Origin of the sequence: Alteriqipengyuania sp., from assembly GCF_964222115.1 — a bacterium.
In the GTDB taxonomy this organism is placed as follows: Bacteria; Pseudomonadota; Alphaproteobacteria; order Sphingomonadales; family Sphingomonadaceae; genus Alteriqipengyuania.
The window spans coordinates 35,698-59,411 of sequence record NZ_CAXQBM010000082.1 but is presented as its reverse complement, the minus strand read 5'-3'; the positions used below and the strand labels follow the sequence as shown (position 1 = coordinate 59,411).

The window sequence follows — 23,714 nt, the reverse complement described above, 5'->3', positions numbered from 1 at the left end:
CGCAGCCTCCATCCAAAACTGCCGGGCCGTCCCGGTCTTGAAACCCTTGCAAGGGCGGGAACGTGGTCACCGCAACCCTCAGTTGGCTGTTCCGTAGGGAATCTTCAATGAGCGCAAACTTACTCGTTTCAGCCGATCAGAATGGCAAAGGTCGCGCTCGTTTGATTGCACTCCAAGCCTGATAGGCGGCGAACAGACTATCGCAGATTCTTCGCTTGGTGCGGTGATGAACATACCCGAGCCAAAATAGCTGCGCCCGATCGAGCGCAATCCGCGCCGCTTCCAGAGAGCTGCTCTGGCCGAGATGGCGAAGCTTCATTCGCCGAGCGATTTCATCCAGCTGCGCTCCCGGCAAGCTTAGCAGCGACATTCCCGAAGGTTGCAATTCGTAATGTGCCTTGATGGAGGACATGAAAAGATCGCCTATCGAAAGCATCTCACCCCAATCCCAGAAATTTCCATGCAGTGCTGGCTGCGCCAAGAGAACGTGCCGGTTGGCTGAAAGCTGTGCCAAGCGTTCGTCCAAGGTTTCGCTTCCTCCCATCCCCATCGCCGAAAGGTGGAATTCGCGAAACTGTGGCTGTAAACCGCGCAGGAGCACTTCGAACGCCGCGAAACACGTTAAAGCTCGATTGGACGATTGAGCATCCTCGACAAGCACGACCGACAGCATCTTTCGCGGTAAAATCTCTGAGTGATGCAAAGGCGCTTCCAATCGTCGCGGAATTTCTCGGTAGAGAGCGGTGTGCTCAGGAAGGTTCGCCGTCCGTGAATTCTGCGCCACCCTGTCGATCAGCGAAAGCAAGCTTCATCAAATGCTCGGTGAGCGCCCTCGTGCCATTATCTTCGACCATTTTGGTCCAGGCATCCCAGCGATCAATACGCTTGAGCAGCCAAAGGTAGAACCGATCGCGCGCGTGACGATCACCGTCCTCCCATGACATCGACCAGATCGTGCTCCGAAGGGGTATCTCGTTGGTGATCTTGAAGCTGATCAGCTTGACCATCGGATCGCCATCGATGGTGTCAGCTGCGAACCGGTGCTTCATGCGTGAGGCCGCCATCTCGCGTTGCTTTACCAGGTCAGCCGCCATCTCCCGATCGGCGCGCGATACGAGGGCTCTGTTCGCACTGATCCAATCCAACCCGAGTTCATCTTCGCTCTCGTCGAGCGAGCGGGTGGCGATCAGCATGAGCAGCACAGCGCGGCCTTCGCCTGTCAGTTCGTGCTGACGATGCATCAGGCCAGCCGCGACCATGTAGGCGGCGAAGAACTGCTGGAGATGTCCGTCTCCACGAAAAATATCGCGGACACGCTCCTGCCCATCCACGAACCTGCTGTCGTGAATGGCGAGATAGGACATCATGAAGCCCAGGACCGCGTCGACCCATCGATAGTGGAATTCGGGCAGGCCTAATCGCCCCGACCAGAAGGCCTCGCGGACAGAACTCCAATGGTTACCCTCTTCATCCACCAAAGGAGGCTCGCCATGCACATCTCCCGCGGATGTAAGCCAATAGCCCCATGGTAGGTCGGGGTGCCTGCCCTCTCCGTATTCCTCACCATCCCAGCGCAGACCGGAGCCGAAATAGGTCCGAACCATCACTGGTCCTCCGCGGTTGGAGGGAGAAGCGGCTGACCTAGCCCGCCGTTGCTTTTCATGGTCTTGCGATCGGCAACGTCCCTCAACCGCTTGGCAAGCGCGACACAGTTTTCGTAAATGTAAGCCTGCTGTCGGTATTCGTCGCCCTTGCGCGGCGAGTAATATCGATCATTGGGCCGACGATCGCCGGTATGGTTGGTGTCGAAGCCGAGCCACCAAAGTTCTTCGTGTTCGAATTCATCCTTGGTGGTCTGGACATTTTCGTAATCCTGAACCCATCGCGTCCGCGTGACGTGGCAGACGGTGTAGCGTTCCTGACGGGGTTTGCCCTTGGCGCGAAGTTCAGTCCGGTTGACCTCGCATTGCTTGCCATAGGTAATGCCGCGATGGACCTCACACGAAACGCTGATGGGCACGGCATCTGCCTCAAAGCCATATAGCGGGTGCTCGGGGCCGACACCGACATAACCTGACAAGGTGCCATCCTCCTGACGGAGCATAATGCAACCGAGCCCAGTAGCCTCGTCGATCCAGGCAACCTTATCCGCCTCGTTGTTCCAAGGACCATCCTCATCAGGCTTGCGCTCGGGGTTGTGATAGATCTGCAAGGCAGTGATTGTGGTATCAGCGACTGGGTAGCTAGCAGGCGCATCATTTAGCAGACCGTCTGGGGTCTCGCATTTCGCGACTTCCTGGACCGGCTGCTTTCTGCTCTTCGAAGTGCGCCCAGTAAACTTGGCCATGGTCAGTCTCCTGTCCTTATATTTTGGGGAATGCAGGCGTGTCGCCCTGAATGAACGTAAGCTAGCGGTATCGGCTGAAGGCGTTTCGCCGGGTGATGCGCGGCCCCATCGATGTGATATGCTTGCCCGCGCCGTAAACCTCGGTTGCCAGCCAAGCCTGCTCGACCAGAAGCTGGTTATCGGACACTTCACGCCACCACACTCGCTCGTCCGGATTCCAGCGATAGCCGCGGGCGCGGAGAACATCTTTTGTATCGAAGGCGGAACCGACCGCTTCGATCAGATGGCTGTCTGCAAGAGCATTTTCGTCGAGTTCATAGAGTAGCGACGAGCCGTCGGTATCTTCATGCTGGAGCAGCTGGATGACAGCATCGACATCGTTCAGCGCGCGATGGCCGTCGAAAAACCAGCCAGCCTGCATGGCAAGGTAGCCAAGTTTCCGGCCATCGAAGCCAGCAGCCCGCCAGTCAATCTGCTCGCACGAGCAGGCCCAGGGCCGGCCCGGCATGTCGGGAAGACGTTTCTCGAGCATCGGCCTATCGAACGCTGCGTTGTGAGCAATGATCAGATCTGCCTCGCCGATGATCTTGAGGACGACATCATCATCGATGGACTGCGCCGCAAGATCTGCATCTGTGAGACCGGTCAAGGACGTGATTTCAGGAGGAAGAGGAAACCCCGGATCCTCACGCCATGTCCATCCTTGGCCAATTTCGACAATGATGCCTTGGTCATCGTAACGGAAACGACGCATGGCGAGTTCGATGACCACATCGCAATCGGGCTTCAGACCGGTCGTTTCCACATCGACCACGAGTGCTGTCGTCGTATGCCCATCTAGATTGCCACGCCGCGTGACGCCCGGGCGAATGTCAATTTTCCGCAACACGCGAGTTGTGCGCGCGTCTGGAGGATCGCCATCAGTGGCCTTGGCCACCATTGCCTCGGCGCGACGCGACATTGCCGAGGTCATATTTGCCACCCTGCGTCGCTATCGACCTCAAGCAGGCCATTTTCGGCAAAGACCGCATTGAGTTCCGTCGGGGAGATATCCTTGGGCAGCCCCAAACCATGCACAAGAATGGCCAGCGAACATGCGTTCTTGCGCCGGCATGCTGCGATCGGAGGATGACCGTTAAAAAGATCGGAAGGTGACAACATCCAATCCATCGGATCTTGTCCCAAGCCATCCCGCTGGAAACGGGCCGCAGCTTCTGCCGCAACATAAGCAATCCGGACCAGATCGACGTGATCCACGACGAGATAATCGCCTGTCTGATCATCAAGAGGATCGAGCTGCCAAGCTACGGCTGACTCAGCCGGATCAACGGGCTCGAAATTTGCATCGATGGTGAAAGCCATAGCCATCGCTCCCTTCATGAGAAGCGGATGATCCGCCCTCATGCAGGAGGCATATAGCACTTAACTACAATACTGCAACGATAATTGGAGGATTGAATTAACTTGGCGGAAAGGATGTGCTTCGCTATAAGAAGGAGATGGAAAAAGTGGAACTTTCTAACCGGCTGAGCGCAATGGGGCACGAGACCCGTCTCAAGATCCTCCAGGCTCTAGGCGCAAATCCGGAAGGCATGTCCTCAACGGAAATTGCCGAGCATGTCGGAGTCATGCCCACCAATACGTCGGCTCATCTGAATGTCTTGCGGGCAGCAGGACTTGTGTCGTCCGAGAAAAATGGCCGGGTCGTGACCTACCGGTTTGAGCAAGGCACGTTGAAGGACGTGGCGGCCGAGATCGCAGCTCTTGCTAGCTAAAGATTGATTTCAAACGTCGCCGGTCTTCGACAGATTTAATTGGCTCCAATTGCGTGATCGCATCATGAGCCATGCGATACGCTGGCATCTGTTTTGGCAACTCGGCTCAGGTGGAGCCTAGTGGAACCCCGACCCATCCTTTCACCCGACGCATGACCGCGACCGTTCGGACAGTCTCGATCTTCAGTTCACCGTCGGCCAGCTCATCAGCAAGATTGGTCCAGAATTCCATGTCTGGGACAAGGAAGCGGACCAAGAAGTCATAGCTTCCACTCACCTGGTAGGCCTCGATAGCTTCCGGAATATCGGCCAATGTCTGCTCGATCTTCCGAATGCTGACCGGATCGTGCGCGGATGCGGCAACTTCGGCAAAAACGGTAAGATTGGGTCCGAGTTTGGCCGCATCGACCTGAGCCTTGTAGCCCGTAATTACCTGTTCGTTCTCCAGCCTTCGCAGTCGCGCCAGACAGGCACTGGGTGAAAGTGCAACCGCCTCAGAAAGACGTTGGTTCGAAATCCGACCGTCCCGCTGAAGGATGTCGAGGATTTTTCGATCGATCCGATCAAGCGAAGGTTTCTGCGGCAAGTCCATCTCCTTTCCGCAGATTCTATTGCGCAGAACGCCAAATTCGAAGGGAAATGCGGGGCTCTAGCCTCTATATTCTCAGTCGAGGCGCCGCAAGATCTGCGGCGCTTATCTTTTTTGCGATAAGTGACACAGGAAGTCGGCATGCAGACGATGCACATCCCCCGTCGGTTCATTCCCGAACTCGCTTTGCTTATTGCATCCGTGCTGTGGGGCGCGAGCTTTCTCGCGACCAAGATTGGCATGGAATATACAGGACCGCTTGGGTTCGTCGCTCTGCGCTACCTTGTAGCGACAATCGCTTTTGCCATCGTTTTGCCGCGCGCGACGCGGGGGATCAATGCGACCGAACTGGTCGCCGGTATTATCGTCGCGTCAACGGCGTGCATCGCATATGGCGCGCAGGCCTACGCTCTTCAAACGACGGACACTGCGCGCGTAGCGTTTCTTTCGGCGCTCTACGTGCCCCTTGTTCCGGTGCTCCAGCTATTGATCTTTCGCCAGCGCGCACCAGCCGGCATTTGGATCGGGGTCATTCTCGCCTGTCTTGGCGTGGCAATCATGTCGGGGCTTTCCGTAGCGGATATCACGCTCGGCTACGGGGACACGCTTTCGATCATCGGCGCGGTCGCAATCGCGTTCGAGGTTGTCATACTCGGATATTACGTGCGCCAGGCCGATCCCTTGAGGATCGCGTTCGTGATGATGGTGACCACCACGTTCTTATGCACGGTCTTTGCCGTCGCTACAGGTGAACCTATGCCGATCCCATCATCCACTCTTCTGTGGGTGGTCGTGGGATATGGCATTGCTACTGCCTACATTCAGTTCGCGATGAGCTGGGCCCAGGCCCGGGTCGAATCTTCGCGTGCAGCGATCATCTATGCACTCGAACCAGTCTTTGGTGGACTGTTTGGCTATGTAGCCGGCGAGATCTTCGGTCTCTCCGACGTCGTCGGTGCGATCGTGATTCTTGCCGGGGTGATCATCGCTTCACTGCCGCGACTGGTGGACAGGGTTCTCTTGCGCAGGTCTGCGTCCGCACGCTTCACATAAACGCTCAAGACTTAGCCATCGGCCACTCGATGCGGATCCCAATGGTTCTGTCAAATACGGATGGCTACAAGGAGAAAAACGGTGAAATCCAATCTGCTATTCACGGCAGCTGCGCTCGCCATGAGCTTGAGTGCTTGTGCCACCGTTCCTAACGATACCGGCGCGAGCCAGGTCGCCATGGTAGAAACCATCAGCGGAACCTTGACCTATCGTGAGCGCGTCGCCCTTCCGCCGAGCGCGCAGATGGAAATTGTCGTGTCCGACATCACGCTCGGCCGCAACGAGGAGCTGATCCTATCCCGGAAAGTGATCACGATCGGTCAAGCCTCGCCGCCTATCCCATTTTCGATTGATGTGTCGAAGCTGAATCTGAGCGATGGTCCGCTCTACGGCCTGCGAGCGTTCATCCGCGAGCCCGATGGGACCATCATGTTTCGCACCAGCGAACCCTTCCTGCTCAATCTTCGCAGTAACACCGTCGATATCGGGGACATTAGGTTGTCGATGACCTCACCAGACGATCCGGGCCTCGCCGGTATTCCTGGACTGCAGGACGGCGCATGGCGCGTTACCCAGATCGCCGGCGATGTCGTGCCGCGGGACTCGGCGCCAACGATGACCTTTGCGACCGATGGTCGCTTGTATGGTTCCACCAGCTGCAACCGGTTCAACAGTTCGTATAGCCTCGATGGCACCTCGCTTGAGGTTGGGACTGTCGCTGCGACCAAACGCGCCTGTGAAGCCGGATTGATGCAGCAGGAGCGCCGGTTCCTCGATGCCATTTCCCTGATCGAGAACGCATCGCTCGAAGATGGCGGCTTTCTCGTCCTTTCCGGCAAGGGCCAGCGCATTGTCGCAGTCCGAAACTAAGGAAACCCATGTTTAGAAAACTACTCGCATCCGCAGCGATCGCTTCCACCTTCGTAGCAGCAACCGCACAAGCGGCGGAGATATCGACCCATGTTTTGGACATCTCGCAGCGCGCTGGTTATGTGAGTCTGCTCCAAACCGGCGGGGAATAACGGTCTGACATGCGCGGCATGCGACTACCGCAGATGCTATTTTTGGTTTGGGTTAAATTCATCGACCCATCTCTTGAATTACCCAATCCCTGAGCACATTAGCATCAGATGGCACAAGTCGATCATGGCCTTGCAGTGACGGTCCCGGCCGCGAGCAGCACCGCACGTATGCATCCCTAGAGCGCAACGCGCGCTCTAGGATGTTCGCCCCTTTGCCGGTTGTGGCATCGACTAATTCCATGCCCCGGGCGACGTTGAAGCCGGGGGACACTCGCATTCGCGAGTCCGGAGCCGATCGTGTTTTTCTCTCGTTTTACTGTGCTCGCCCTTTGCTTGGCTGGCCTTCTTTTCACTCTTGCGTGGCCTAGCGAGGCATGGGCCCTGCCAGGGTTGGCGGTCTTTTCGCTCTTGTGCCTCTTGGGGCTCATTGACCTTGCGCAAACCAAACATGCCGTGCGCCGGAACTACCCCATCATCGGGCGCCTTCGATGGGCTTTTGAAAAAATAAGGCCGGAAATTCGTCAGTATCTGATTGAGGGCGACGACGATCAGACGCCCTTTTCGAGAGCGCAACGCTCCCTCGTCTACGCCCGCGCGAAGGACGAAGTAAGCGACCGTCCTTTCGGAACTCTCGCTGATGTCTACAAGAACGGCTACGAGTTCATCTCGCATTCGACCAAGCCAAAGCCCTTAGCCGATCCCGACAGCTTCAGAGTGCCGATCGGGGGAAGCGACGCGCGTGATCCTTACATGGCGTCGATCTTCAATATCTCGGCCATGAGCTTTGGCTCCCTAAGCGCGAACGCAATTCGGGCGCTAAACAAAGGCGCAAAGCTAGGAAATTTCGCTCACGACACTGGCGAAGGCGGGATCAGTCCCTACCACCGCGAAAATGGCGGTGACCTCATTTGGGAAATTGGCAGCGGCTATTTCGGTTGTCGAAACGAACAAGGTCGTTTTGACCCTGCCCGCTTCGCCGATCAGGCTGAGGATCCCCAAGTCAAGATGATCGAGTTGAAGCTGAGCCAAGGCGCCAAGCCCGGGCATGGGGGCATTCTTCCCGGTAAAAAGGTCAGCCCGGAAATCGCCGCCACCCGTGGGATTCCCGTCGGGGTCGATTGCATCTCCCCTGCCGAACATTCGGCATTCTCATCGCCCATCGAAATGATGCATTTTCTTCATCAGCTCCGGACGCTTTCGAAGGGAAAGCCGGTCGGTTTCAAGCTCTGCGTCGGACATCCATGGGAATTCATGGGGATGGTCAAGGCGATGCGCGACACCGAGATCTTTCCTGATTTCATTGTCGTCGACGGCGCTGAAGGCGGAACCGGGGCGGCACCGGTTGAGTTCACTGACAACATCGGCATGCCGATGCGGGAAAGCCTCCTTTTCGTCCACAACACGCTCGTTGGCGCAGGCATACGTGACCAGATCAAGATCGGTGCAGCCGGCAAGATCGTAAGCGCCTTTGACATCGCCGCGGTCCTTGGTTTAGGCGCGGACTGGACCAATGCCGGGCGCGGCTTCATGTTTGCGCTCGGATGCATCCAGTCCCTCTCATGCCATACCAACCGTTGCCCCGTCGGCGTGGCAACACAAGACCCATTGCGACAACGCGCCCTGGTTGTGCCTGATAAGGCCGAGCGGGTTCACCGCTTCCATCGCAACACGTTGCGTGCGCTCGCGGAAATGACCGCCGCCGCAGGTCTCTCGCATCCATCCGAATTGGGACCGCATCATCTCGTCAGACGTGTCTCGCTGACCGAAATCAGGCTTTTCTCGCAGCTCCACATTTTTCTCGAAGAGGGTGAGTTGCTGACAGGATCGCACGACCGGGATTTCTACAGCGCTGCCTGGAAACTCGCGCGGTCCGATCGGTTCGAGCTAGCGGCGTGAAAGAAATGCTGCATGTCCTGACAGCTGTTTTGGCAGTCTTTCTGCTCGCGTGGGGAGGAGCAGCCGATCGCGACGGGACAGCGCCAAGATTGGCCGCGTGGACGAACTCGCAGACTACCGGTTCTTACGACATCGCTCAGAAGCGTGGTGCCGCGCTCTCAGCAGATATCGAGCCCGGCGCGTCGGCCGATGGCCCCGGCGAGCCGGTCGTTTTGCCAGATTTGGCTCGGCGTGATCACGCGATCAATCGGAGAGCTGAGGTCTGGCCAGCAAGCCATAGGGTCTCCGATGGACCTGCGAGATGGTCCCTGCCACCAGCGACTGGCCCTCCTTCCCCCTAACACGTTGGCTCTTTCGCCGGACCGTAGTCCGCAACCCACTGTCAGGAAATTCCATGAATATCGAACTCGAGCGCGGCGCGGTCCGCGACGAAAAGCGTGCGAGCGCCAAGGCGCTATTAGCCCGATACCCCGATCTCCCAAATGATCAACGCGATGATCTACTGCGATAGTTCCGCAAGGATGCGAGCGCCCTCGATGTCGCATTGATCTCGATGGATGACGAGATCTCACATCAATATAAAATATTAAAGCGTAACGAACTCGACCGTTTCACAATGCGCGACTCCATTTTCATGTTGGCGTTCTGGGCAACGATTTTCGCCATCATTGGTGGGATCGCATTTCTGGGCAAGTAAGCTGTCGATGACCCCGGAACGAGACCTTTGACGCTCCGGGGGTCATGGCACATTGCGAAGCCTCACGAAGCTAAAGCACTTGCGCGCACCAGCGAAACATTTCGTTCTATGCTCGGTTAGAATGGGAGAGCCCCTTTATCCCAGAAGTAGGAACGCATCATGGCCAAATATGCTGTCGGAGATCATGTGAGCTGGAATTCTGAAGCAGGCAGAGTCAGCGGGACAATCTCCAAAGTTCATGAGACAGATTTCGACTACAAGGGGCACACCCGCCGTGCTTCCAAAGATGAGCCACAATATGAAATCGAAAGCGACAAGACCGATCACGTAGCAGCCCACAAAGAGAGTGCGCTGACCAAGCTGAAACGCTGATGTCGTCCCTCTTCACAATCGGTCATTCCAATCGGGATGCAGAAACCGTCGTTGCCATGTTGAAAGCAGCCGAGGTGGGCATGCTGACCGACGTGCGAGCTTTTCCCCGCTCGCGGTCCAATCCCGCCTTCAACATCGACAACTTCCCGGCTCTGCTGAACGAGCATGACATTGCTTATCGACACTTCGAGAAGCTCGGCGGCAGACGGAAACGCCAAGAAGGAGTGGAACCAGGCTTGAACGGATACTGGCGCGTTCAGAGCTTTCATAATTACGCCGACTACGCGCTGAGCAATGAATTTAAGTCAGCACTAGCGGATGTCGAAAGCCTCGCGGATAATTATCGCGTTGCACTCATGTGTTCTGAGGCTGTTTGGTGGCGATGTCATCGCCGAATTATTGCAGATCACCTCATGGCGCGTGGTCACGAAGTGATTCACATTATGGCGCCCGAACGCCGGGACGAGGCCGAGCTGACGGAGGGAGCCATCATTCGCCGATCGGATGAAGTTGTTTATCCGAGCTCGGCATACAGCGAGCAGCAGAACGAACCCATCCCATTATGCCGCTACGAAAGGCTCGCGATTCGCGAGAATGAACGTCGCGCGGATCACGTGACCCGCTCGAGTAAGTCACCTGATGATTCGATCTCGTAAAGATCGCTGTCGATCAGACGGACGGGTCGACCATCGTCGGTTCTCCAGCGGATTGCGCCGATTTAGTGACGCTCGCCTCGGCTAGATGCCGACACAGCCATATAACGAAATTCGACGACTTCCACCGGTGTGCCTGCGCTGTCGCGGCAGGGCACCTTGGAAATCACTTCTTCAAAAGTATCAGGCTCAGCAGACAAGGAACCCTTTGGGCACGCATTTGGTGGCCCGGATCGTCCGGTCACTGAAGCGAGGCATCCGGGAGCGCGCCGATGTCGTCCATCGTCATATCGGACGAAAGATCTGTGTCATTGCCCCGGGTCGTCACGGTCAGGCCATCGATCGGTGTCGTGACATAACGATCAGGATTGCTGTTTTCGACTTCGATGAGAAGCTCGGTGGCGTTGCCATCGGCATCCTTCGTTACAGCTTCTACGTCGCCCAGTTCGGTGCCGTCGGAGGCTAAGATGTCAGCATCAAGCAACTGGCGTTCGGTCAGACCGAGTGCCACTGGGGCATCCCCGGACGCTCTCGCGCTCTGCTCGGCCTGTGTTTCGATACGGTCCTCAACCTGGTCATCCTGGTCGTTGCAGGCTGACAGGACGAGAGCCGGTGCGAGAAGGAGCGGGACAAACTTGTTCATGTCGATCTCCAATATTGGCAATCTACCCGACAAACGTATGCGGCTGCTTCTCTGTTCCATCAGGTAGTGGCAATCAGTGCGAGCATTGAGGCTTCATCAGGTCTCGCTGCTATGCGGACATTAATCCGTTCCATTTCCACGAATGGAGCTGCAGCGGCCTCTGAAATACAATACACAACACCGTCAAAGGGATTGGCTGATTGGTCGAGGCAGCGCCTCACAACGCAACCAGCGCGTGGCGAATGGATCAGAATTCCCCCGATTCTGTTCAGAGCGGGAAGAGATGCGAGAATTTGCGCAATCGCGATCTCACGCGTCTCGTAGACGGCTATCCGCATTGCGAGATACCCTCTTCGATGCAGGTTGCCAACCAGATCCCCAGCCGCTCGGCGTGCTGAGAGATGCAGAAGCCGGCTCCCGGGCGGAAGAGACTCTACGATCAGGCGCTCCAAGTCGGAAACATTGCCAGCTGCGGAAACGACCTGCGTAAAGCCTGCTTCGACTGCACTCTGAGCCGTTCTATCACCCACAGCGAACACCGGAATGCCGAGCGATTCTTGACTCAGAAAATGGTGGCGCACTCCGTTCATTGAAGTGAACACGATCGCACCGGGTTGGTCGACCAGAGCCTTTGCAGGCAGGCCCTGGACGTTCAGAACAGGCACCACCACCGCATTGTATCCGGCCATTCGCAAGGCGTTGGCCGTTCCTTCGTTATCCGGCGAAGTGCGTGATACCCAAAGCGACGAACGGATCGCCGAATCCCTTAGGCCTGTCGGAGACTGGTCACTCCCTTCCATATCATCGTTCGATGCCGCTAGCTTTCGAAGGCATGATGGTCCCAGCGAGAGGATTGCTACCCCGACCAGCAAGGAGAATGCCTCCTAAAATCAGCGCCAACCCGATCGCATGGAAGGATTGCAGATGTTCGCCGAGGAAAGCGATCGCAAGACCGGCCCCCATAACTGGCATAACGTTCATATACATCCCTGTTCCTGCCGACCCGATAAGCTCAACACCCCTGTTGAAAAAGAGGTAAGCTAGAACAGAAGGGAAAATCGAAACATAGCCGATAGCCAGTAAGCTTTCCTGCCGCAAAACGACATGTCGCCCCGAATTCATCTCTACCGCGTAGAACGGAGCGATCACGACAATACCAACGATGAGCGTCACTGCGAACAGGCTAAGGGGATGGATCATAGGTCTATGCCGCAGCGTCACAGCGTAGACCGCCCACAGGCACACTGCGAGACCGATGATGAGGTCGCCTTCGTTGAAGCTCAAAGTGCCGAGCATTTTGATATTGCCGCTCGCGATGATCCAAAGCACGCCAGTCAAAGCAATCGCAGCGCCAGCTATCTGGCGCAGGGCCATCCTGTCTCCCATCAAGATCGCACCGAGAAACAGGATAACGGCCGGCTGACCCGATTGCAGCAGCATCGCGTTGAGCGCGGTGGTTTCCTGCAATCCGGTGTAAAGCAGCGTATTAAAGGCGCCGATCCCGAGTATGCCGAGCACCAGCAATATCTTCCAGTTCGCCCGTATGACAGGCACATCGCGCCGCAGGTGGCGCCATGCGAATGGCAGGATAATGGCCAAGGCAATCGTCCATCTCCAGAATGCCAGGGCGACGGGAGGAACCAGCTCGCGAGCGGCGCGCGCAACAATCGCATTGCCGGCCCAGAACAGCGCCGTGAACGTAAGAAGCACGTAAGCGCGCGCCCAAAGGCCTACAAAGAAGCGAAACCTGTCTTGCATTACCGACCCCGTCGGAACGCTGCCGCAGGGAGTCAGGCAGCGTGTTCCTCCATCAGTCGCTCAAGACCACGCGAAACGCAGCCGGAGGGATCATTTGCGATGGTGACCGGAACGCCACATTCTGCGGTAATGGCATCAGCGAGGAAACGCGCACAAATCCCGCCGCCTGTGGCGACGACGCGCTCGCTCAACAGGTCAGCAGCAAGATCTGGAGAAATCTCACCCACCACCAGTCGGGCGGCGTCGGCAAACCGTCCGAAGTGTCGTTTCAACACCGGATAAAATTCCGAAACCGGCAGCGCCAAAATTCCTGGAAGCCCGTTGTGAAGCGATCGCCCCTTAATTTCGACTATCTGATCCTCTGAGCAATCTGCTGTCAGGTGCTTCTTCAAATCCTCGGCTGTAATGCGGCCAATGAGGAAATGGTGCTGCAGATGCAGATGCTCGATGATCGCTTCATCAAGGCTCAGACCACCCAGACGGACGGAACGGGAGCGACATTGACCGTCAATAGAAAAGACGGCGATCTCAGTCGTTCCGGCACCACATTCTACGATCATGGAAGCACGGGCTTCGCGAACGGGCAGTCCTGCTCCGACGGCTGCTGCAAATGGCTCACGAACCAGTTCAATGCGTCCAAAACCCGCGTCGTCGGCGGCGGCAAGCAACGCACTCGCTTCCGCTTTAGTGGCATCCGCCGGAATACCGATCATCGCCTGGGGACGCCTCTTGGGTTTTTTGTCGAAAACCGAAGATAGTCCATGCGCAAGCAACGCGGTGGCTGCCTCCAGATCCTGAAGAACACCACGCGCAAGAGGGCGCCGAACTACATGGGTTCCGGGAGCGCGATCAACCATCGCCAGAACGTCCCGGCCTACTGCGATCAGTTTCATCTGACCGGACACGTTCTCATAATAACAGAGGGATGGCTCGTCGAAAACGACGCCCTCGTCTCGGAGGATGATTCGCATGTTGGCAGTGCCGAGATCGATGGCCAGGTCGGGTCCGCGCCTGGATCCAAAGGAAGGAAAATTTATCATTCCCCTTCGATAAGCCTTCCGGTCCAGAAAGTCTCGGAATAGTCGATGAAGCGATTGATCTGATGCTGTTTGACTAAGCGACAGTTCGGGCCCACATGTGGGCGATGGTCCTCTCGCACCGCAATAACCGACATTTCGCGCACGCAGGCCAGCTGCCCGCACGGGCGCACGCCTCGTCTCGACGGCCGTGATCCGGTCCGGGACGAGGCTCCCGGACGATCTAGAGCCCTGCCGCGATGCCTTTGCGGCTTTCAAGCGAGTTATGAAAAATGACCACCTCCACGCTCGGCGATAAGCCGATCATTCACGTTATCGATACCGAAGCCGACGCACTATATGAGCTGGCAATGTCGATCGAGGAACGCAGTCCCGATGTAGCTGGAAAGCTCTGTGAGGAACTCGACCGGGCCAATGTCATGGGCGCCGACGATTTGCCTTCGGACGTTGTTACCATGCAGTCGGAAGTCGAATTCGTCGACGAGCGATCGGGCGACCGACGCAAGGTTCAGCTGGTTTGGCCGCGCGATGCGAACATGGACCAGAACCGACTCTCGGTATTGACGCTCGTGGGTGCCGGTCTGATCGGGATGCAAGCCGGTTCTGCGATCAACTGGCCCGATCGGTCGGGTAAGGAGCGCTCTCTTCGGATCGTCAAAGTGCGACAGCCGACTCGGACAGACCGGGCAGCCTAGCTTCACGCCTGCTCATTTTGCACTCTCGTAAGGGAGCCGCGAGAACCACCGCGTGCCGATCCTTGTGGTCGTTCATCGAACATGCCTCTGGAGCTCCGGATGACGCGCAGGTATGTCGTGGCGCGATATATCAAGGACGATGTATGGCAGACGAGATTGAGGACGAGGATTACAGAACGCTGGCAGAGTTCCGGTTCGAGCTGCGCCGCTTCCAGAGCTTCTCGGAACAGGCCGCCCGATCCGCCGGGTTGACGCCGCAGCAGCACCAGGCGCTGCTGGCCGTTCGTGCTGCGGGCGACACAGGGATGCTGGTCGGCGATCTTGCCGAACGACTCTTACTTAGACCCCATAGCGCGTCCGAACTCGTCCGGCGTCTGGTTGAGCATGGTCTGGCCACGCGCGAACATATCGATGCCGACCGGCGACAGGTGCGGATCGCACTGACCGAGAACGCACGTAGCGTTCTTGCTTCGCTTTCCTATAGCCACCGCACTGAACTGCGTCGGATGCGTCCGCTTCTCAAACGCATGCTGGAAGCACTGTGACGGTGGGCATGTTTGCCGAGCGCCGCGGCCTCGCGGCGTTTCTCCTGGGTTGTGCAGGGGTAACGGCTGGCGTCGTTCTTCATCTGCCGATGTTTATTGCCAGCGCGCCCATGCAATACCGACTGGCGGGCATGCCAATGGATAACGGAATGGTGTTCGGCATGGCAGCGATCGTAGCCGGCGTCCTGATAGCGGGATACGGATTACTGCCAGCGCGAACAGAAATTGCGCAAGATGCTCATGCGGTCACCGTCGCCGCAGCCGATGATGCCCCGCTCGGTCAGGCACACTGGCGCCTGATGACCGTGCTCGTCATTGCGCTGATCATCGATGTGATGAAGCCTGCCACACTCGGCTTCACGATCGATGGCATGATCGACGAATACAAAGTTACGCCCGCTTACGCTGCACTCGTGCCGTTTTCGGCGATTGCCGGGACTGTGGCGGGGTCTATTCTGTGGGGCGCGATCGCCGATATCTACGGGCGCAAAGCCTCGATCCTGCTCTCCGCGGTGATGTTCGTCGGCACCTCGATCTGCGGCGCGATGCCATCGCTCGAGTGGAACATTTTTATGTGCTTTCTGATGGGCCTGGCGGCAGGAGGAATGCTGCCTGTCACGTATGCTCTGCTCGCTGAAACGATGCCTGTGCGCCATCGCGGGTGGGCCTTAGTGCTAGTCGGTGGACTAGGTGCGGTCGGCGGGTATGTCGCGGCGAGTGGTGCCTCAGCACTGCTGCAGCCGATCTTCGGGTGGCGCATCCTCTGGCTGCTCAATCTGCCGACTGGGTTGCTCCTCGTTTGCCTCTGCGCTTTGTTTCCCGAGTCGCCAGCCTACCTTCTTGCTCGTGGTCGCAGAATCGAAGCACAGCGGATCATGCGCGCCTTTGGTGCGCATGCCGAGCTGAAGTCCGAGGCAATAGAAGAAGCGACGACTGCGGCGACGAATTCCAAACCGATGATCGGAACCGTCGTTGCACTCAGCCTTACGGCGCTCGCGTGGGGGCTGATCAATTTCGGGGTCATACTGTGGCTGCCAACCGATCTGGTCGCGCGTGGTTATAGCGTCCAGATCGCCAGTGCGTTTCTCGCTCAGTCAGCGCTCATTGCACTGCCAACGGTATTCGTCGCGGCCGCGCTCTACAGTCGCTGGAGCACAAAGGGCACGGTGCTGATCATGATAGCTTTGACACTGCTTGGGCTATTGGGTGTTTTGTGGCTGGCATGGGTCGGTGGAAGTCCGGTGCTTCCTGTCGCCCTGCTGATCCTCGGATCGAACGGCGTGATCGCGACGTTGCTCCCCTATGCGGCAGAGAGCTTTCCGGTCCGCGTCCGTGGACGGGCTACCGGCTGGGTGGCGGCATGCAGCAAAGGCGGCGGATTGATCGCGCAATTGCTCGGCGTGCTCGCACTCGAACCGGACCTTGCCGAGGCAGCACTGCTGATGCTCGCACCTACGGGCGCGGCCCTAGGTTTGACGTTCTGGTTCGGTCGCGAAACGCGCGGGCGCGACTTGCGCTGTTTGGAACAGGGAGAACGAGTGCCCTGAATGTGGGCCGCGAAGGCAGGGGACTAGGAGAGAGCGCTCGCAATTGGCTGGCGAAGGGTTGCCGTAACGGCGCAAGACGCTCCCGATCGATAGTATGCCTATCAGCACCCCTGCCAAATTTGCCTCGCTTCCCGGAATTGGGTTCAGCAGATGCGCCAGACAATGACATCGAGACAGGTTACCATGCGGCGCATCTTCGATCCGATTCTCGCCGGAGCTACCTTTCGGGATCGGATGCTGGCGTGCGCCGGTGGCATGACGGGTATTGCTCTTACGAGCCTTATTGCATGGTGGATCCTGCGCGATAGCGCGATGATACCCTTGATCGTGGCGCCCATGGGAGCATCCGCCGTTCTCGTTTTTGCCGTTCCTGCAAGTCCCCTAGCCCAGCCATGGCCGGTTATATGCGGCAATACGATTTCGGCCCTCGCAGGTGTATTCTGTGCGCACCTTATTGGTTCGCCCCACGTGGCTGCCGGTTGCGCGGTAGGGCTTGCTATCCTGGCGATGTCCCTCACCCGCAGTCTGCATCCTCCCGGCGGGGCCGCCGCGCTCACGGCGGTTATCGGCGGAGAAGCCATCGGATCTCTGGGATACAGCTTCGCCTTTCTGCCCGTTGCTTTCAATGCAGTATGCTTAGTGCTCGTCGGTGTCCTGTATCATCGCATTTCCGGACATAGCTATCCCCACCAAGCGCGACCGATCGAAGCGCAGGCTGTGCCTCAGCCTGAGTTTGCTTCGCCGCATCCCGACGATATCGATGCCGCACTGACTGATCTGGGAGAAACTTACGATATCAGTTGGGACGATCTGGACCTGATCATTCGCCGGGTTGACTTTCATGCCGCGCGGCGCCGCAGTGAAACGACCCACCGCGGCTTTTTTTCTTCGCAAAAGGTCCGGTAGCGAGAGCTTTTGCAAGAGGCCGGTAACATCCGCGCCTCTGCTCTGCTGGCGCCTAAACGATTGCTACTCACCGCTTGTTAGCATCTTCGCTCATATCCTATCGATATGCGCTGGACGATTTACCTCGCCATTCTTCTTTCGCCCACAGCTTTGGCTGCACAGACATATACGGGCCCTGTCGATGTTATCGATGGTGATACTTTGGCTATGACAGGCGAGCGGTTTCGACTGCTCAGAATCGACGCTCCGGAGTTGGATCAGACCTGCGCCCTGGGGCAGTGAAATATGGGAATGCGGAAAAGAGGCCGCCGCGCTCTTGGCAGGCTTGACTGCGGGCAAGCAGATTTCATGCGAACAGATAGAGCGGGACAGCTATCGTCGCATAATCGCAATTTGCAGATCCGGAGGGGTAGATCTTTCCGAAATTATGGCGTCGACGGGCATGGCGATCACGCTGCCGCAATTCAGCGACACCTACGTCTCTGCGGAGGCCGACGCGAGGACCCGTCGGGTAGGTATCTGGGGGTCAACGTTTGAGGCACCGGTGATTTATCGCGCAGCACGGCCGGAACAATACGCGCAGCGAGCTCAAGCCGACCAGCCGGAAGCGGTCGGGCAGGCGCCGCCGGCCTCCAACGAAGTGTATTATCGCAACTGCGCAGCGGCCCGAGCCGCTGGGGCCGCACCATTGTATCGCGGACAGCCTGGCTATCGGCCACAGATGGATGGCGACAGCGATGGGATTGCTTGCGAACCTTATCGGCGGCGGTAAGTTTGGCAATGGGCCTGCAATTTGGCTTTGGGATTGGCCTAAGAGGATGGGTCTACGGCCCTCCCGGTCTCGCGCTGAAAATCTAGAAAATCGGACATCGCGCCCACGAGGGTCGCTGGAGCCCCACGTGCTTTCTCGGAACCGCATACCCCCGGGGGGTGTAGGTTCCAATAGAGGAGGCGCAAATGGCCAACGAAAATTCGACCTCAACCGAACAGGCTCACCAGAGCAAATGGCCGACGTTCGCGGCGATGATCGCGACATCGATCATGACGATGTTCGTGCTCAAATACTCGAACGTCTACGAGGCCGGGCACATTTGGTTCAGCCAGACCCGCATGTGGATGGCGCTGATGATGGGCATGGCGATGATCGTCATCATGCTTGGCTTCATGTGGGGCATGTATCGCACGTTCTTGACAAAAATGCTGGTCATGACCGGGGCAGTGATCGGCTTCGCGCTGTTCCTGTTTCTTGCTCGCAGCCAGACGACGGTGGACGACCAAGCCTATATGAAGGCGATGATCCCGCACCACTCGATCGCGGTGCTGACCAGCCGCCGCGCGCAGATCTCGGACCCGCGTGTGCGCGAGCTGGCCGATGCGATCATCGAGGCGCAGGTGAAGGAAATCGCGCAAATGGAGCTGCTGCTCGAAGACATCGAGGCGAACGGCGAGCTGGGCGACGGGACGCCGCTGCCGCCCCGCACCGCCGACCTCACTCCAAAGCTGCAAGCCGAAGCCGAGACCGCGATCGGGCGAGAAGTGACGCCGGAGATGCGCGAGGAGCTGGATTCCGCGCGGTGATCATACCGCGATCCAGCCGAGCGCCTTGGCACCCATCCACAGGCCCATGCCGATCATGAACAGGTTCTCGGTCAGCGAGACGAAGCCGAGCGGCACATTGCTGTTGCCGCCCACGCAGGCGCATTTGAGTTCGCGCTTGTCGATATAGACGGCCTTGAACACGCTGACCGCGCCGATCGTGCCGATGAACAGCGATGCCGGCACCGAGATAATCGGCAGGGCGTGCGCGACCATCAGCATCCCGGCGAGCGCCTCTCCGAAAGGATAGACGAAGCCGTAAGGCACCCAGCGCCGCGCCAGCAGGTCGTAGTTCAGGAACATCGTCGAGAAGCTGCGCACGTCCTGCAACTTCTGGATCGCCAGCAGGGCCATCGACAGGCTCACGAACCATTCGATCGCCTGGACGGTAAAGATGGTGTCGAAGACATACCAGCTTATCGCCAGGCCGAGCAGGAAGGCCACGCCGAAGATCGCGATGACCGGCTGGTAGCTCGTCTCGCCTTCCTTCGGCTGGCTGCGCGACTTGCCGAAATATTCTCGCAGGTCGTCGTAGCCGCCGATCCGCTTGCTATCGATGAAGGTCTGCGGCGTGGTCTCGACCCCGTGCTTTTCCTTGAAAGCGTCGGTCTCCTCGCGCGTGGTCAGGTGATGATCCTCGATCGCGAAGCCTTCGCGCTTCAGCAGGTCCACGGTCTTGAGACCATAGGGACACAGATGGTCGGGCATGACCATCCGGTAGACGGTGGCTTTCTTCGTGCTCATCAGTGCCTCGCCGGGTAGCTGGCCCAGACGCTGCGGCCTTCGGGCCCAAAGGCGATGACCTGGAACGCCTGCCGGTGGTTGCCGTGCTCCATTCCCGGCGACCCCATCGGCATCCCGGCAACCGCAAGGCCCTTTACACCTGTCGGACGTTCGGCGAGCAGCCGCTCGACATCGGCCACAGGCACGTGGCCTTCGATTACGTAGCCTTCGACGATCGCGGTGTGGCACGATTGCAGATCGCCCGGCACACCGTTCTCGGCCTTCACCGACGCCATGTCGGGATGATCGACCGAGGTCACGTCGTGCTCGTCGCTCTCCTCGACATGCTGTGCCCATGCGAGGCAGCAGCCGCAATTCGCGTCGCGATACATGGTGAAGCTGGCCGCCTGCGCAGCGCAGGCCGTCAGCGCGGTGCCCAAAAAGAGCGAGCCGGCCAGGGTGCGACGAGCAATCGCGGAACGGAGCAGGGAAATCATCGCAGTCTCCTCGATGGAATAAGGGTCTTGATCTTGGGTGGGCATCGGCATCGGCATAGGCGATGCGGCTTCTAACGCTTCGCCTTCTCGAACAGGGTCACCAGCTCCTCGAACTTCTCGCGCTGTTCGGCCTCGTCGCCGCTTGCGATCGCCTCCGCCACACAGCACGCGGCGTGATCCTTCAGCACCTGCGTCTCGACCTTGCCGAGTGCGGACCGGATCGCCTGGATCTGGTGGAGGATGTCGATGCAGTAGCGATCGTCCTCGATCATCTGCGCCACACCGCGCACCTGCCCCTCAATCCGGTTGAGCCTATTGATCTTCGCGGTCTTCGCGTCTGCCATGGTCCAAAGTCCGGTTGAAATACCCTGTGGGGGTATATACAGCTTCCTGCAGAACTTCAATCGGAAGCTTGCCCCCATGGCCCCCATCTCTCGTCGCAACCTGATCCGCAGCACTGCCGCACTGGCAGCAGCCAGCGCACTTCCGATGCCCGCCTGGGCAAGGGGACAGTCGCTGACGCATGCGAAGAGCGGCTTCGGCGAGGTATCGGGCGAGGACATCGAGCTTGCGATCGGCAACCATCACTTCACGACCGGCGGTTGCTCGGGGCACGCGGTGGCGGTCAATGGCACCGTGCCGGGTCCGCTCGTCCGCTTGCGCCAGGGCCAGACCGCGCGCCTGCACGTCACCAACAATCTCGACGAGGACAGCTCGATCCACTGGCATGGCCTGCTGGTGCCCTTCCAGTTCGACGGCGTGCCGGGCGTCAGCTTCCCCGGCATCCGCCCCGGCGAGCGTTTCACCTACGAATTCCCGATCCGCCAGAGCGGCACCTACTGGTGGCACTCGCACTCCGGCCTGCAGGAGCAGGCGGGGCACTATGGCCCCATCATCATCGAGAGCGACGAGCCGGACCCGCGCTACGACCGCGACTACGTGGTGCTGCTGAGCGAGTTCAGTCCGATACATCCGCACGAGATCATGCGGAAACTGAAGGTGGGCGAGCACTATTTCCAGCGCCAGATGCTGACCTCGACCGAGGGCGAAATGCCCGGCGAGATGCGGCGCATGTGGGGCAAGATGCGGATGAACCCGCGCGACATCTCCGATGTGACGGGCAGCACCTACACTTTCCTCATCAATGGTCACGGGCCGCAGGACGACCTGCAATTGGCGTTCAAACCGGGCGAGCGCGTGCGGCTGCGTGTCATCAACGGGTCCGCAATGACCTTCTTCAACGTGCGCATACCTGGCGTGCCGATGACCGTCATCGCAGCCGACGGGCAGGATGTGGACGAGGTGAAGGTGGACGAGTTCCAGATCGGCGTCGCCGAGACCTATGACGTGATCGTTACCCCGCCCGATGGCAGCCACTCAATCGTGGCCGAAGCGATGGATCGCAGCGGCATGGGTGTCGCGAGCCTGACGAGCCACAAGGGCCACCGTGCCACTCCACCGCCGCTGCGCGAGATCCCGACGCTGACGATGGCCGATATGGGCATGATGGACCATTCGGGCATGGAGGGGATGGAAGGCATGGGTGGCATGGGCCACTCGATGCGGGACAAGTCGCTCGTGCCGGATGATGTCGAGGTTGGGCCCGGCGTGGACATGATCGCGCCGATGCCGATGGACCGGATGGATTTCCCCGGCCTCGGTCTCGACAGGGTGAGCCACCGGGTGCTGCGCTACACCGATCTCAAGGCCAGACGGATGAACCCGCACCGGACGGTCGAGCGTGAGATGGAAATCCACCTCACCGGGAACATGGAACGCTACATGTGGTCGTTCGACGGCAAGAAGTTCACTGCCGTGACTGATGATCCGATCCGCTTCGGCTTCGAAGAACGCGTGCGCGTCAAGCTGGTCAACCAGACCATGATGGCGCACCCGATCCACCTGCACGGCCATTTCTTCGAACTGGTCAACGGCGCCGACCACATGCACCAGCCCTTGAAGCATACGGTTATCGTGCAACCGGGTGGCACCGCGACTTTCGACCTGACCGCAAATGAGCCGGGCGACTGGGCCTTCCACTGCCACCTGCTCTATCACATGCACGCAGGCATGATGCAGGTTGTGACGGTGCGGCCCTTCCCCGAAGGAGACGGCGCATGATCCGCGCCATGCTGCTCGCCGGCTCGATACTGACGGCCACTCCGCTCGCCGCGCAGGACCATTCGTCACACGGCGATAAGCCTTCCGCGCAGCCCGAGATAGACCACTGCGCCATGGGCCATGTGCCGCCCGAGAAATGTCCGCCAAAGGACGAGCCGCAACCCGCGCCTGAACCGGAAATGGACCATTGTGCGATGGGCCACCTTCCGCCGGAGCAATGCCCCCCGAAGGATCGCCAAGAGGAAGACAAGCCCACGGCCGGCGGCATGGCGGGCATGGATCATGGCTCGCACGGAGGGATTACCGACAAGTCCGTGCCCGGTGCAGCACCCGAAGAGGCCATCCCTGCGCGAGCGTTCGACGGGCCTCGCCACGCAGCCGACGCCATCTGGGGTCGTGAAGCGATGGAGCCGTCGCGCGAACAGCTCGCCCGCGAGAACGGCGGCATGACCACCGGCATGGTCCTGATCGAACGGCTCGAAGCGCGCATCGCGACCGATGGTGGCGAACACGGCTATGTGTGGGACGTGCAGGGCTGGTATGGCGGCGACATCGACCGTTTCGTCCTCAAGACCGAAGGCGAAGGCGGGTTCGGCGGCGAACTGGAAGACGCCGAGATCCAGGCGCTCTACAGCCGCGCGATCGGACCGTTCTTCGATTTGCAGGCGGGGGTGCGGTTCGATCCCGAACCCGATAGCCGAACGCATCTCGTGGTCGGCGTGCAGGGCCTCGCGCCGTATATGTTCCACGTCGATGGCGCGCTGTTCCTGTCCCACCGAGGCAACCTGACCGCGCGGGTCGAGGCCGAATACGATCAGAAGATCACCCAGCGCCTGATCCTCCAGCCCCGCATCGAGGCCGAATTCGCGGCGCAGGACATCCCCGAGCGCGAGATCGGCGCAGGCGTTACCAAGATCGAGCCGGGGCTACGCCTGCGATACGAGATCGCGCCCGAGTTCGCTCCTTATGCAGGCATCGAATACGAAGCGAAGGTGGGCGAGACCGCTGACATCTCCCGCGCGAACGGAGCCGAACCTGATGGGCTGAAGGCCGTTGTTGGTCTGCGCGCCTGGTTCTAGTCCGATTGGCGCGCGACCGCTTTCGAACGACGGAACAGAGGCCGTCAATGTGGCAATGAGGGCGCTTTGCTGACTGGCAGCTCGCGCTGGTAGCGGCTTATGGGCCGAAGGCACACCGACAGCTTTCGTGATGTATCGTGCGGAAGCGGACGGTTCTGCTGCG

General features: G+C 59.0%; 27 protein-coding genes. 14 read left to right on the top strand and 13 right to left on the bottom strand.

The window, feature by feature from the left end; genetic code table 11:
* Positions 1–136: 136 nt before the first annotated feature.
* From ACEQXE_RS13320 to ACEQXE_RS13300, 5 genes are all read right to left on the bottom strand, one after another.
* Positions 137–805 (bottom strand): hypothetical protein, encoded by a 669-nt coding sequence (locus ACEQXE_RS13320; protein ID WP_370180016.1) that lies wholly within the window; start codon positions 803–805, stop codon positions 137–139.
* Complete coding sequence (locus ACEQXE_RS13315) at positions 750–1,604, bottom strand: hypothetical protein (protein WP_370180014.1); 855 nt, start codon at positions 1,602–1,604, stop codon at positions 750–752. Before ACEQXE_RS13315 ends, ACEQXE_RS13320 begins: the two co-directional genes overlap by 56 nt.
* Complete coding sequence (locus tag ACEQXE_RS13310; protein ID WP_370180012.1) at positions 1,604–2,347, bottom strand: hypothetical protein; 744 nt, start codon at positions 2,345–2,347, stop codon at positions 1,604–1,606. The genes ACEQXE_RS13315 and ACEQXE_RS13310 overlap by 1 nt, the downstream gene beginning before the upstream one ends.
* A 61-nt stretch (positions 2,348–2,408) precedes the next feature.
* The gene (locus ACEQXE_RS13305) at positions 2,409–3,320 is read right to left on the bottom strand and encodes a 3'-5' exonuclease (protein WP_370180114.1); all 912 of its coding nucleotides are present in this window, start codon (positions 3,318–3,320) and stop codon (positions 2,409–2,411) included.
* Entirely contained in the window at positions 3,317–3,709 is a 393-nt protein-coding gene (locus tag ACEQXE_RS13300) for a hypothetical protein (protein ID WP_370180011.1), read from the bottom strand. The genes ACEQXE_RS13305 and ACEQXE_RS13300 overlap by 4 nt, the downstream gene beginning before the upstream one ends.
* 137 nt (positions 3,710–3,846) lie before the next feature.
* On the opposite strand from ACEQXE_RS13300, the gene ACEQXE_RS13295 reads away from it, so the two are divergent.
* Entirely contained in the window at positions 3,847–4,122 is a 276-nt protein-coding gene (locus ACEQXE_RS13295) for an ArsR/SmtB family transcription factor (RefSeq protein WP_370183381.1), read from the top strand.
* A gap of 106 nt (positions 4,123–4,228) precedes the next feature.
* Here the strand turns inward: ACEQXE_RS13295 and ACEQXE_RS13290 are convergent, their stop codons facing one another.
* Positions 4,229–4,714 carry an Lrp/AsnC family transcriptional regulator gene (locus ACEQXE_RS13290; protein ID WP_370183379.1) on the bottom strand — a complete coding sequence of 162 codons (486 nt, stop codon included), beginning with the start codon at positions 4,712–4,714 and terminating at the stop codon, positions 4,229–4,231.
* 138 nt (positions 4,715–4,852) lie between these two features.
* Between ACEQXE_RS13290 and ACEQXE_RS13285 the strand changes: the two genes are divergently transcribed.
* From ACEQXE_RS13285 to ACEQXE_RS13265, 5 genes are all read left to right on the top strand, one after another.
* The gene (locus tag ACEQXE_RS13285) at positions 4,853–5,764 is read left to right on the top strand and encodes a DMT family transporter (RefSeq protein WP_370180005.1); all 912 of its coding nucleotides are present in this window, start codon (positions 4,853–4,855) and stop codon (positions 5,762–5,764) included.
* 81 nt (positions 5,765–5,845) lie between these two features.
* Positions 5,846–6,634 carry an META domain-containing protein gene (locus ACEQXE_RS13280; RefSeq protein WP_370180004.1) on the top strand — a complete coding sequence of 263 codons (789 nt, stop codon included), beginning with the start codon at positions 5,846–5,848 and terminating at the stop codon, positions 6,632–6,634.
* Between the two features lie 449 nt (positions 6,635–7,083).
* Positions 7,084–8,682, top strand: coding sequence for an FMN-binding glutamate synthase family protein (locus ACEQXE_RS13275; RefSeq protein ID WP_370180003.1), 1,599 nt, complete (start codon positions 7,084–7,086; stop codon positions 8,680–8,682).
* 856 nt (positions 8,683–9,538) lie between these two features.
* Complete coding sequence (locus ACEQXE_RS13270; RefSeq protein WP_370180001.1) at positions 9,539–9,751, top strand: DUF2945 domain-containing protein; 213 nt, start codon at positions 9,539–9,541, stop codon at positions 9,749–9,751.
* Positions 9,751–10,407, top strand: a complete 657-nt coding sequence (locus ACEQXE_RS13265; protein ID WP_370179999.1) for a DUF488 family protein — start codon at positions 9,751–9,753, stop codon at positions 10,405–10,407. The genes ACEQXE_RS13270 and ACEQXE_RS13265 overlap by 1 nt, the downstream gene beginning before the upstream one ends.
* Positions 10,408–10,645: 238 nt before the next feature.
* On the opposite strand, the gene ACEQXE_RS13260 is transcribed toward ACEQXE_RS13265, so the two are convergent.
* Genes ACEQXE_RS13260 through ACEQXE_RS13245 form a run of 4 tightly spaced genes read right to left on the bottom strand, consistent with a single transcriptional unit; the run spans position 10,646 to position 13,845 of the window.
* Positions 10,646–11,047: a PRC-barrel domain containing protein gene (locus tag ACEQXE_RS13260; RefSeq protein ID WP_370179997.1), complete on the bottom strand. Its 402-nt coding sequence runs from the start codon at positions 11,045–11,047 to the stop codon at positions 10,646–10,648.
* A gap of 59 nt (positions 11,048–11,106) precedes the next feature.
* Positions 11,107–11,847 carry a uroporphyrinogen-III synthase gene (locus ACEQXE_RS13255; protein WP_370179996.1) on the bottom strand — a complete coding sequence of 247 codons (741 nt, stop codon included), beginning with the start codon at positions 11,845–11,847 and terminating at the stop codon, positions 11,107–11,109.
* Position 11,848: 1 nt separating this feature from the next.
* Entirely contained in the window at positions 11,849–12,805 is a 957-nt protein-coding gene (locus tag ACEQXE_RS13250; RefSeq protein ID WP_370179994.1) for a DMT family transporter, read from the bottom strand.
* Between the two features lie 32 nt (positions 12,806–12,837).
* Entirely contained in the window at positions 12,838–13,845 is a 1,008-nt protein-coding gene (locus tag ACEQXE_RS13245; protein ID WP_370179992.1) for a rod shape-determining protein, read from the bottom strand.
* A gap of 269 nt (positions 13,846–14,114) precedes the next feature.
* On the opposite strand from ACEQXE_RS13245, the gene rnk reads away from it, so the two are divergent.
* The 6 genes from rnk to ACEQXE_RS13215 all read left to right on the top strand — a co-directional run bounded on the left by rnk (position 14,115) and on the right by ACEQXE_RS13215 (position 19,113).
* Positions 14,115–14,537, top strand: a complete 423-nt coding sequence (rnk, locus tag ACEQXE_RS13240) for a nucleoside diphosphate kinase regulator (RefSeq protein WP_370179990.1) — start codon at positions 14,115–14,117, stop codon at positions 14,535–14,537.
* 143 nt (positions 14,538–14,680) lie between these two features.
* Entirely contained in the window at positions 14,681–15,082 is a 402-nt protein-coding gene (locus tag ACEQXE_RS13235) for a MarR family winged helix-turn-helix transcriptional regulator (protein ID WP_370179989.1), read from the top strand.
* A gap of 8 nt (positions 15,083–15,090) precedes the next feature.
* Positions 15,091–16,629: an MFS transporter gene (locus ACEQXE_RS13230; protein ID WP_372524243.1), complete on the top strand. Its 1,539-nt coding sequence runs from the start codon at positions 15,091–15,093 to the stop codon at positions 16,627–16,629.
* A 183-nt stretch (positions 16,630–16,812) separates the two neighbouring features.
* Positions 16,813–17,535, top strand: coding sequence for an HPP family protein (locus ACEQXE_RS13225; RefSeq protein WP_370179986.1), 723 nt, complete (start codon positions 16,813–16,815; stop codon positions 17,533–17,535).
* Positions 17,536–17,851: 316 nt separating this feature from the next.
* Positions 17,852–18,307 (top strand): excalibur calcium-binding domain-containing protein, encoded by a 456-nt coding sequence (locus ACEQXE_RS13220; RefSeq protein ID WP_370179984.1) that lies wholly within the window; start codon positions 17,852–17,854, stop codon positions 18,305–18,307.
* A 185-nt stretch (positions 18,308–18,492) separates the two neighbouring features.
* Positions 18,493–19,113, top strand: a complete 621-nt coding sequence (locus tag ACEQXE_RS13215) for a DUF305 domain-containing protein (protein WP_370179983.1) — start codon at positions 18,493–18,495, stop codon at positions 19,111–19,113.
* Here the strand turns inward: ACEQXE_RS13215 and ACEQXE_RS13210 are convergent, their stop codons facing one another.
* The 3 genes from ACEQXE_RS13210 to ACEQXE_RS13200 form a co-directional block, all read right to left on the bottom strand.
* A complete protein-coding gene (locus ACEQXE_RS13210; RefSeq protein WP_370179981.1) occupies positions 19,114–19,875 on the bottom strand; it encodes a glutaredoxin family protein in 762 nt (253 codons plus the stop codon). It lies immediately after the preceding gene.
* Positions 19,875–20,351, bottom strand: coding sequence for a DUF411 domain-containing protein (locus tag ACEQXE_RS13205; RefSeq protein WP_370179979.1), 477 nt, complete (start codon positions 20,349–20,351; stop codon positions 19,875–19,877). The genes ACEQXE_RS13210 and ACEQXE_RS13205 overlap by 1 nt, the downstream gene beginning before the upstream one ends.
* Before the next feature lie 71 nt (positions 20,352–20,422).
* The gene (locus ACEQXE_RS13200) at positions 20,423–20,695 is read right to left on the bottom strand and encodes a metal-sensitive transcriptional regulator (protein ID WP_221430363.1); all 273 of its coding nucleotides are present in this window, start codon (positions 20,693–20,695) and stop codon (positions 20,423–20,425) included.
* Positions 20,696–20,771: 76 nt separating this feature from the next.
* Here ACEQXE_RS13200 and ACEQXE_RS13195 point away from each other — a divergent pair, with 76 nt between their 5' ends.
* Positions 20,772–22,472 carry a copper resistance system multicopper oxidase gene (locus tag ACEQXE_RS13195; protein ID WP_370179978.1) on the top strand — a complete coding sequence of 567 codons (1,701 nt, stop codon included), beginning with the start codon at positions 20,772–20,774 and terminating at the stop codon, positions 22,470–22,472.
* A complete protein-coding gene (locus ACEQXE_RS13190) occupies positions 22,469–23,551 on the top strand; it encodes a copper resistance protein B (RefSeq protein ID WP_370179976.1) in 1,083 nt (360 codons plus the stop codon). Before ACEQXE_RS13195 ends, ACEQXE_RS13190 begins: the two co-directional genes overlap by 4 nt.
* Positions 23,552–23,714 lie beyond the last annotated feature (163 nt).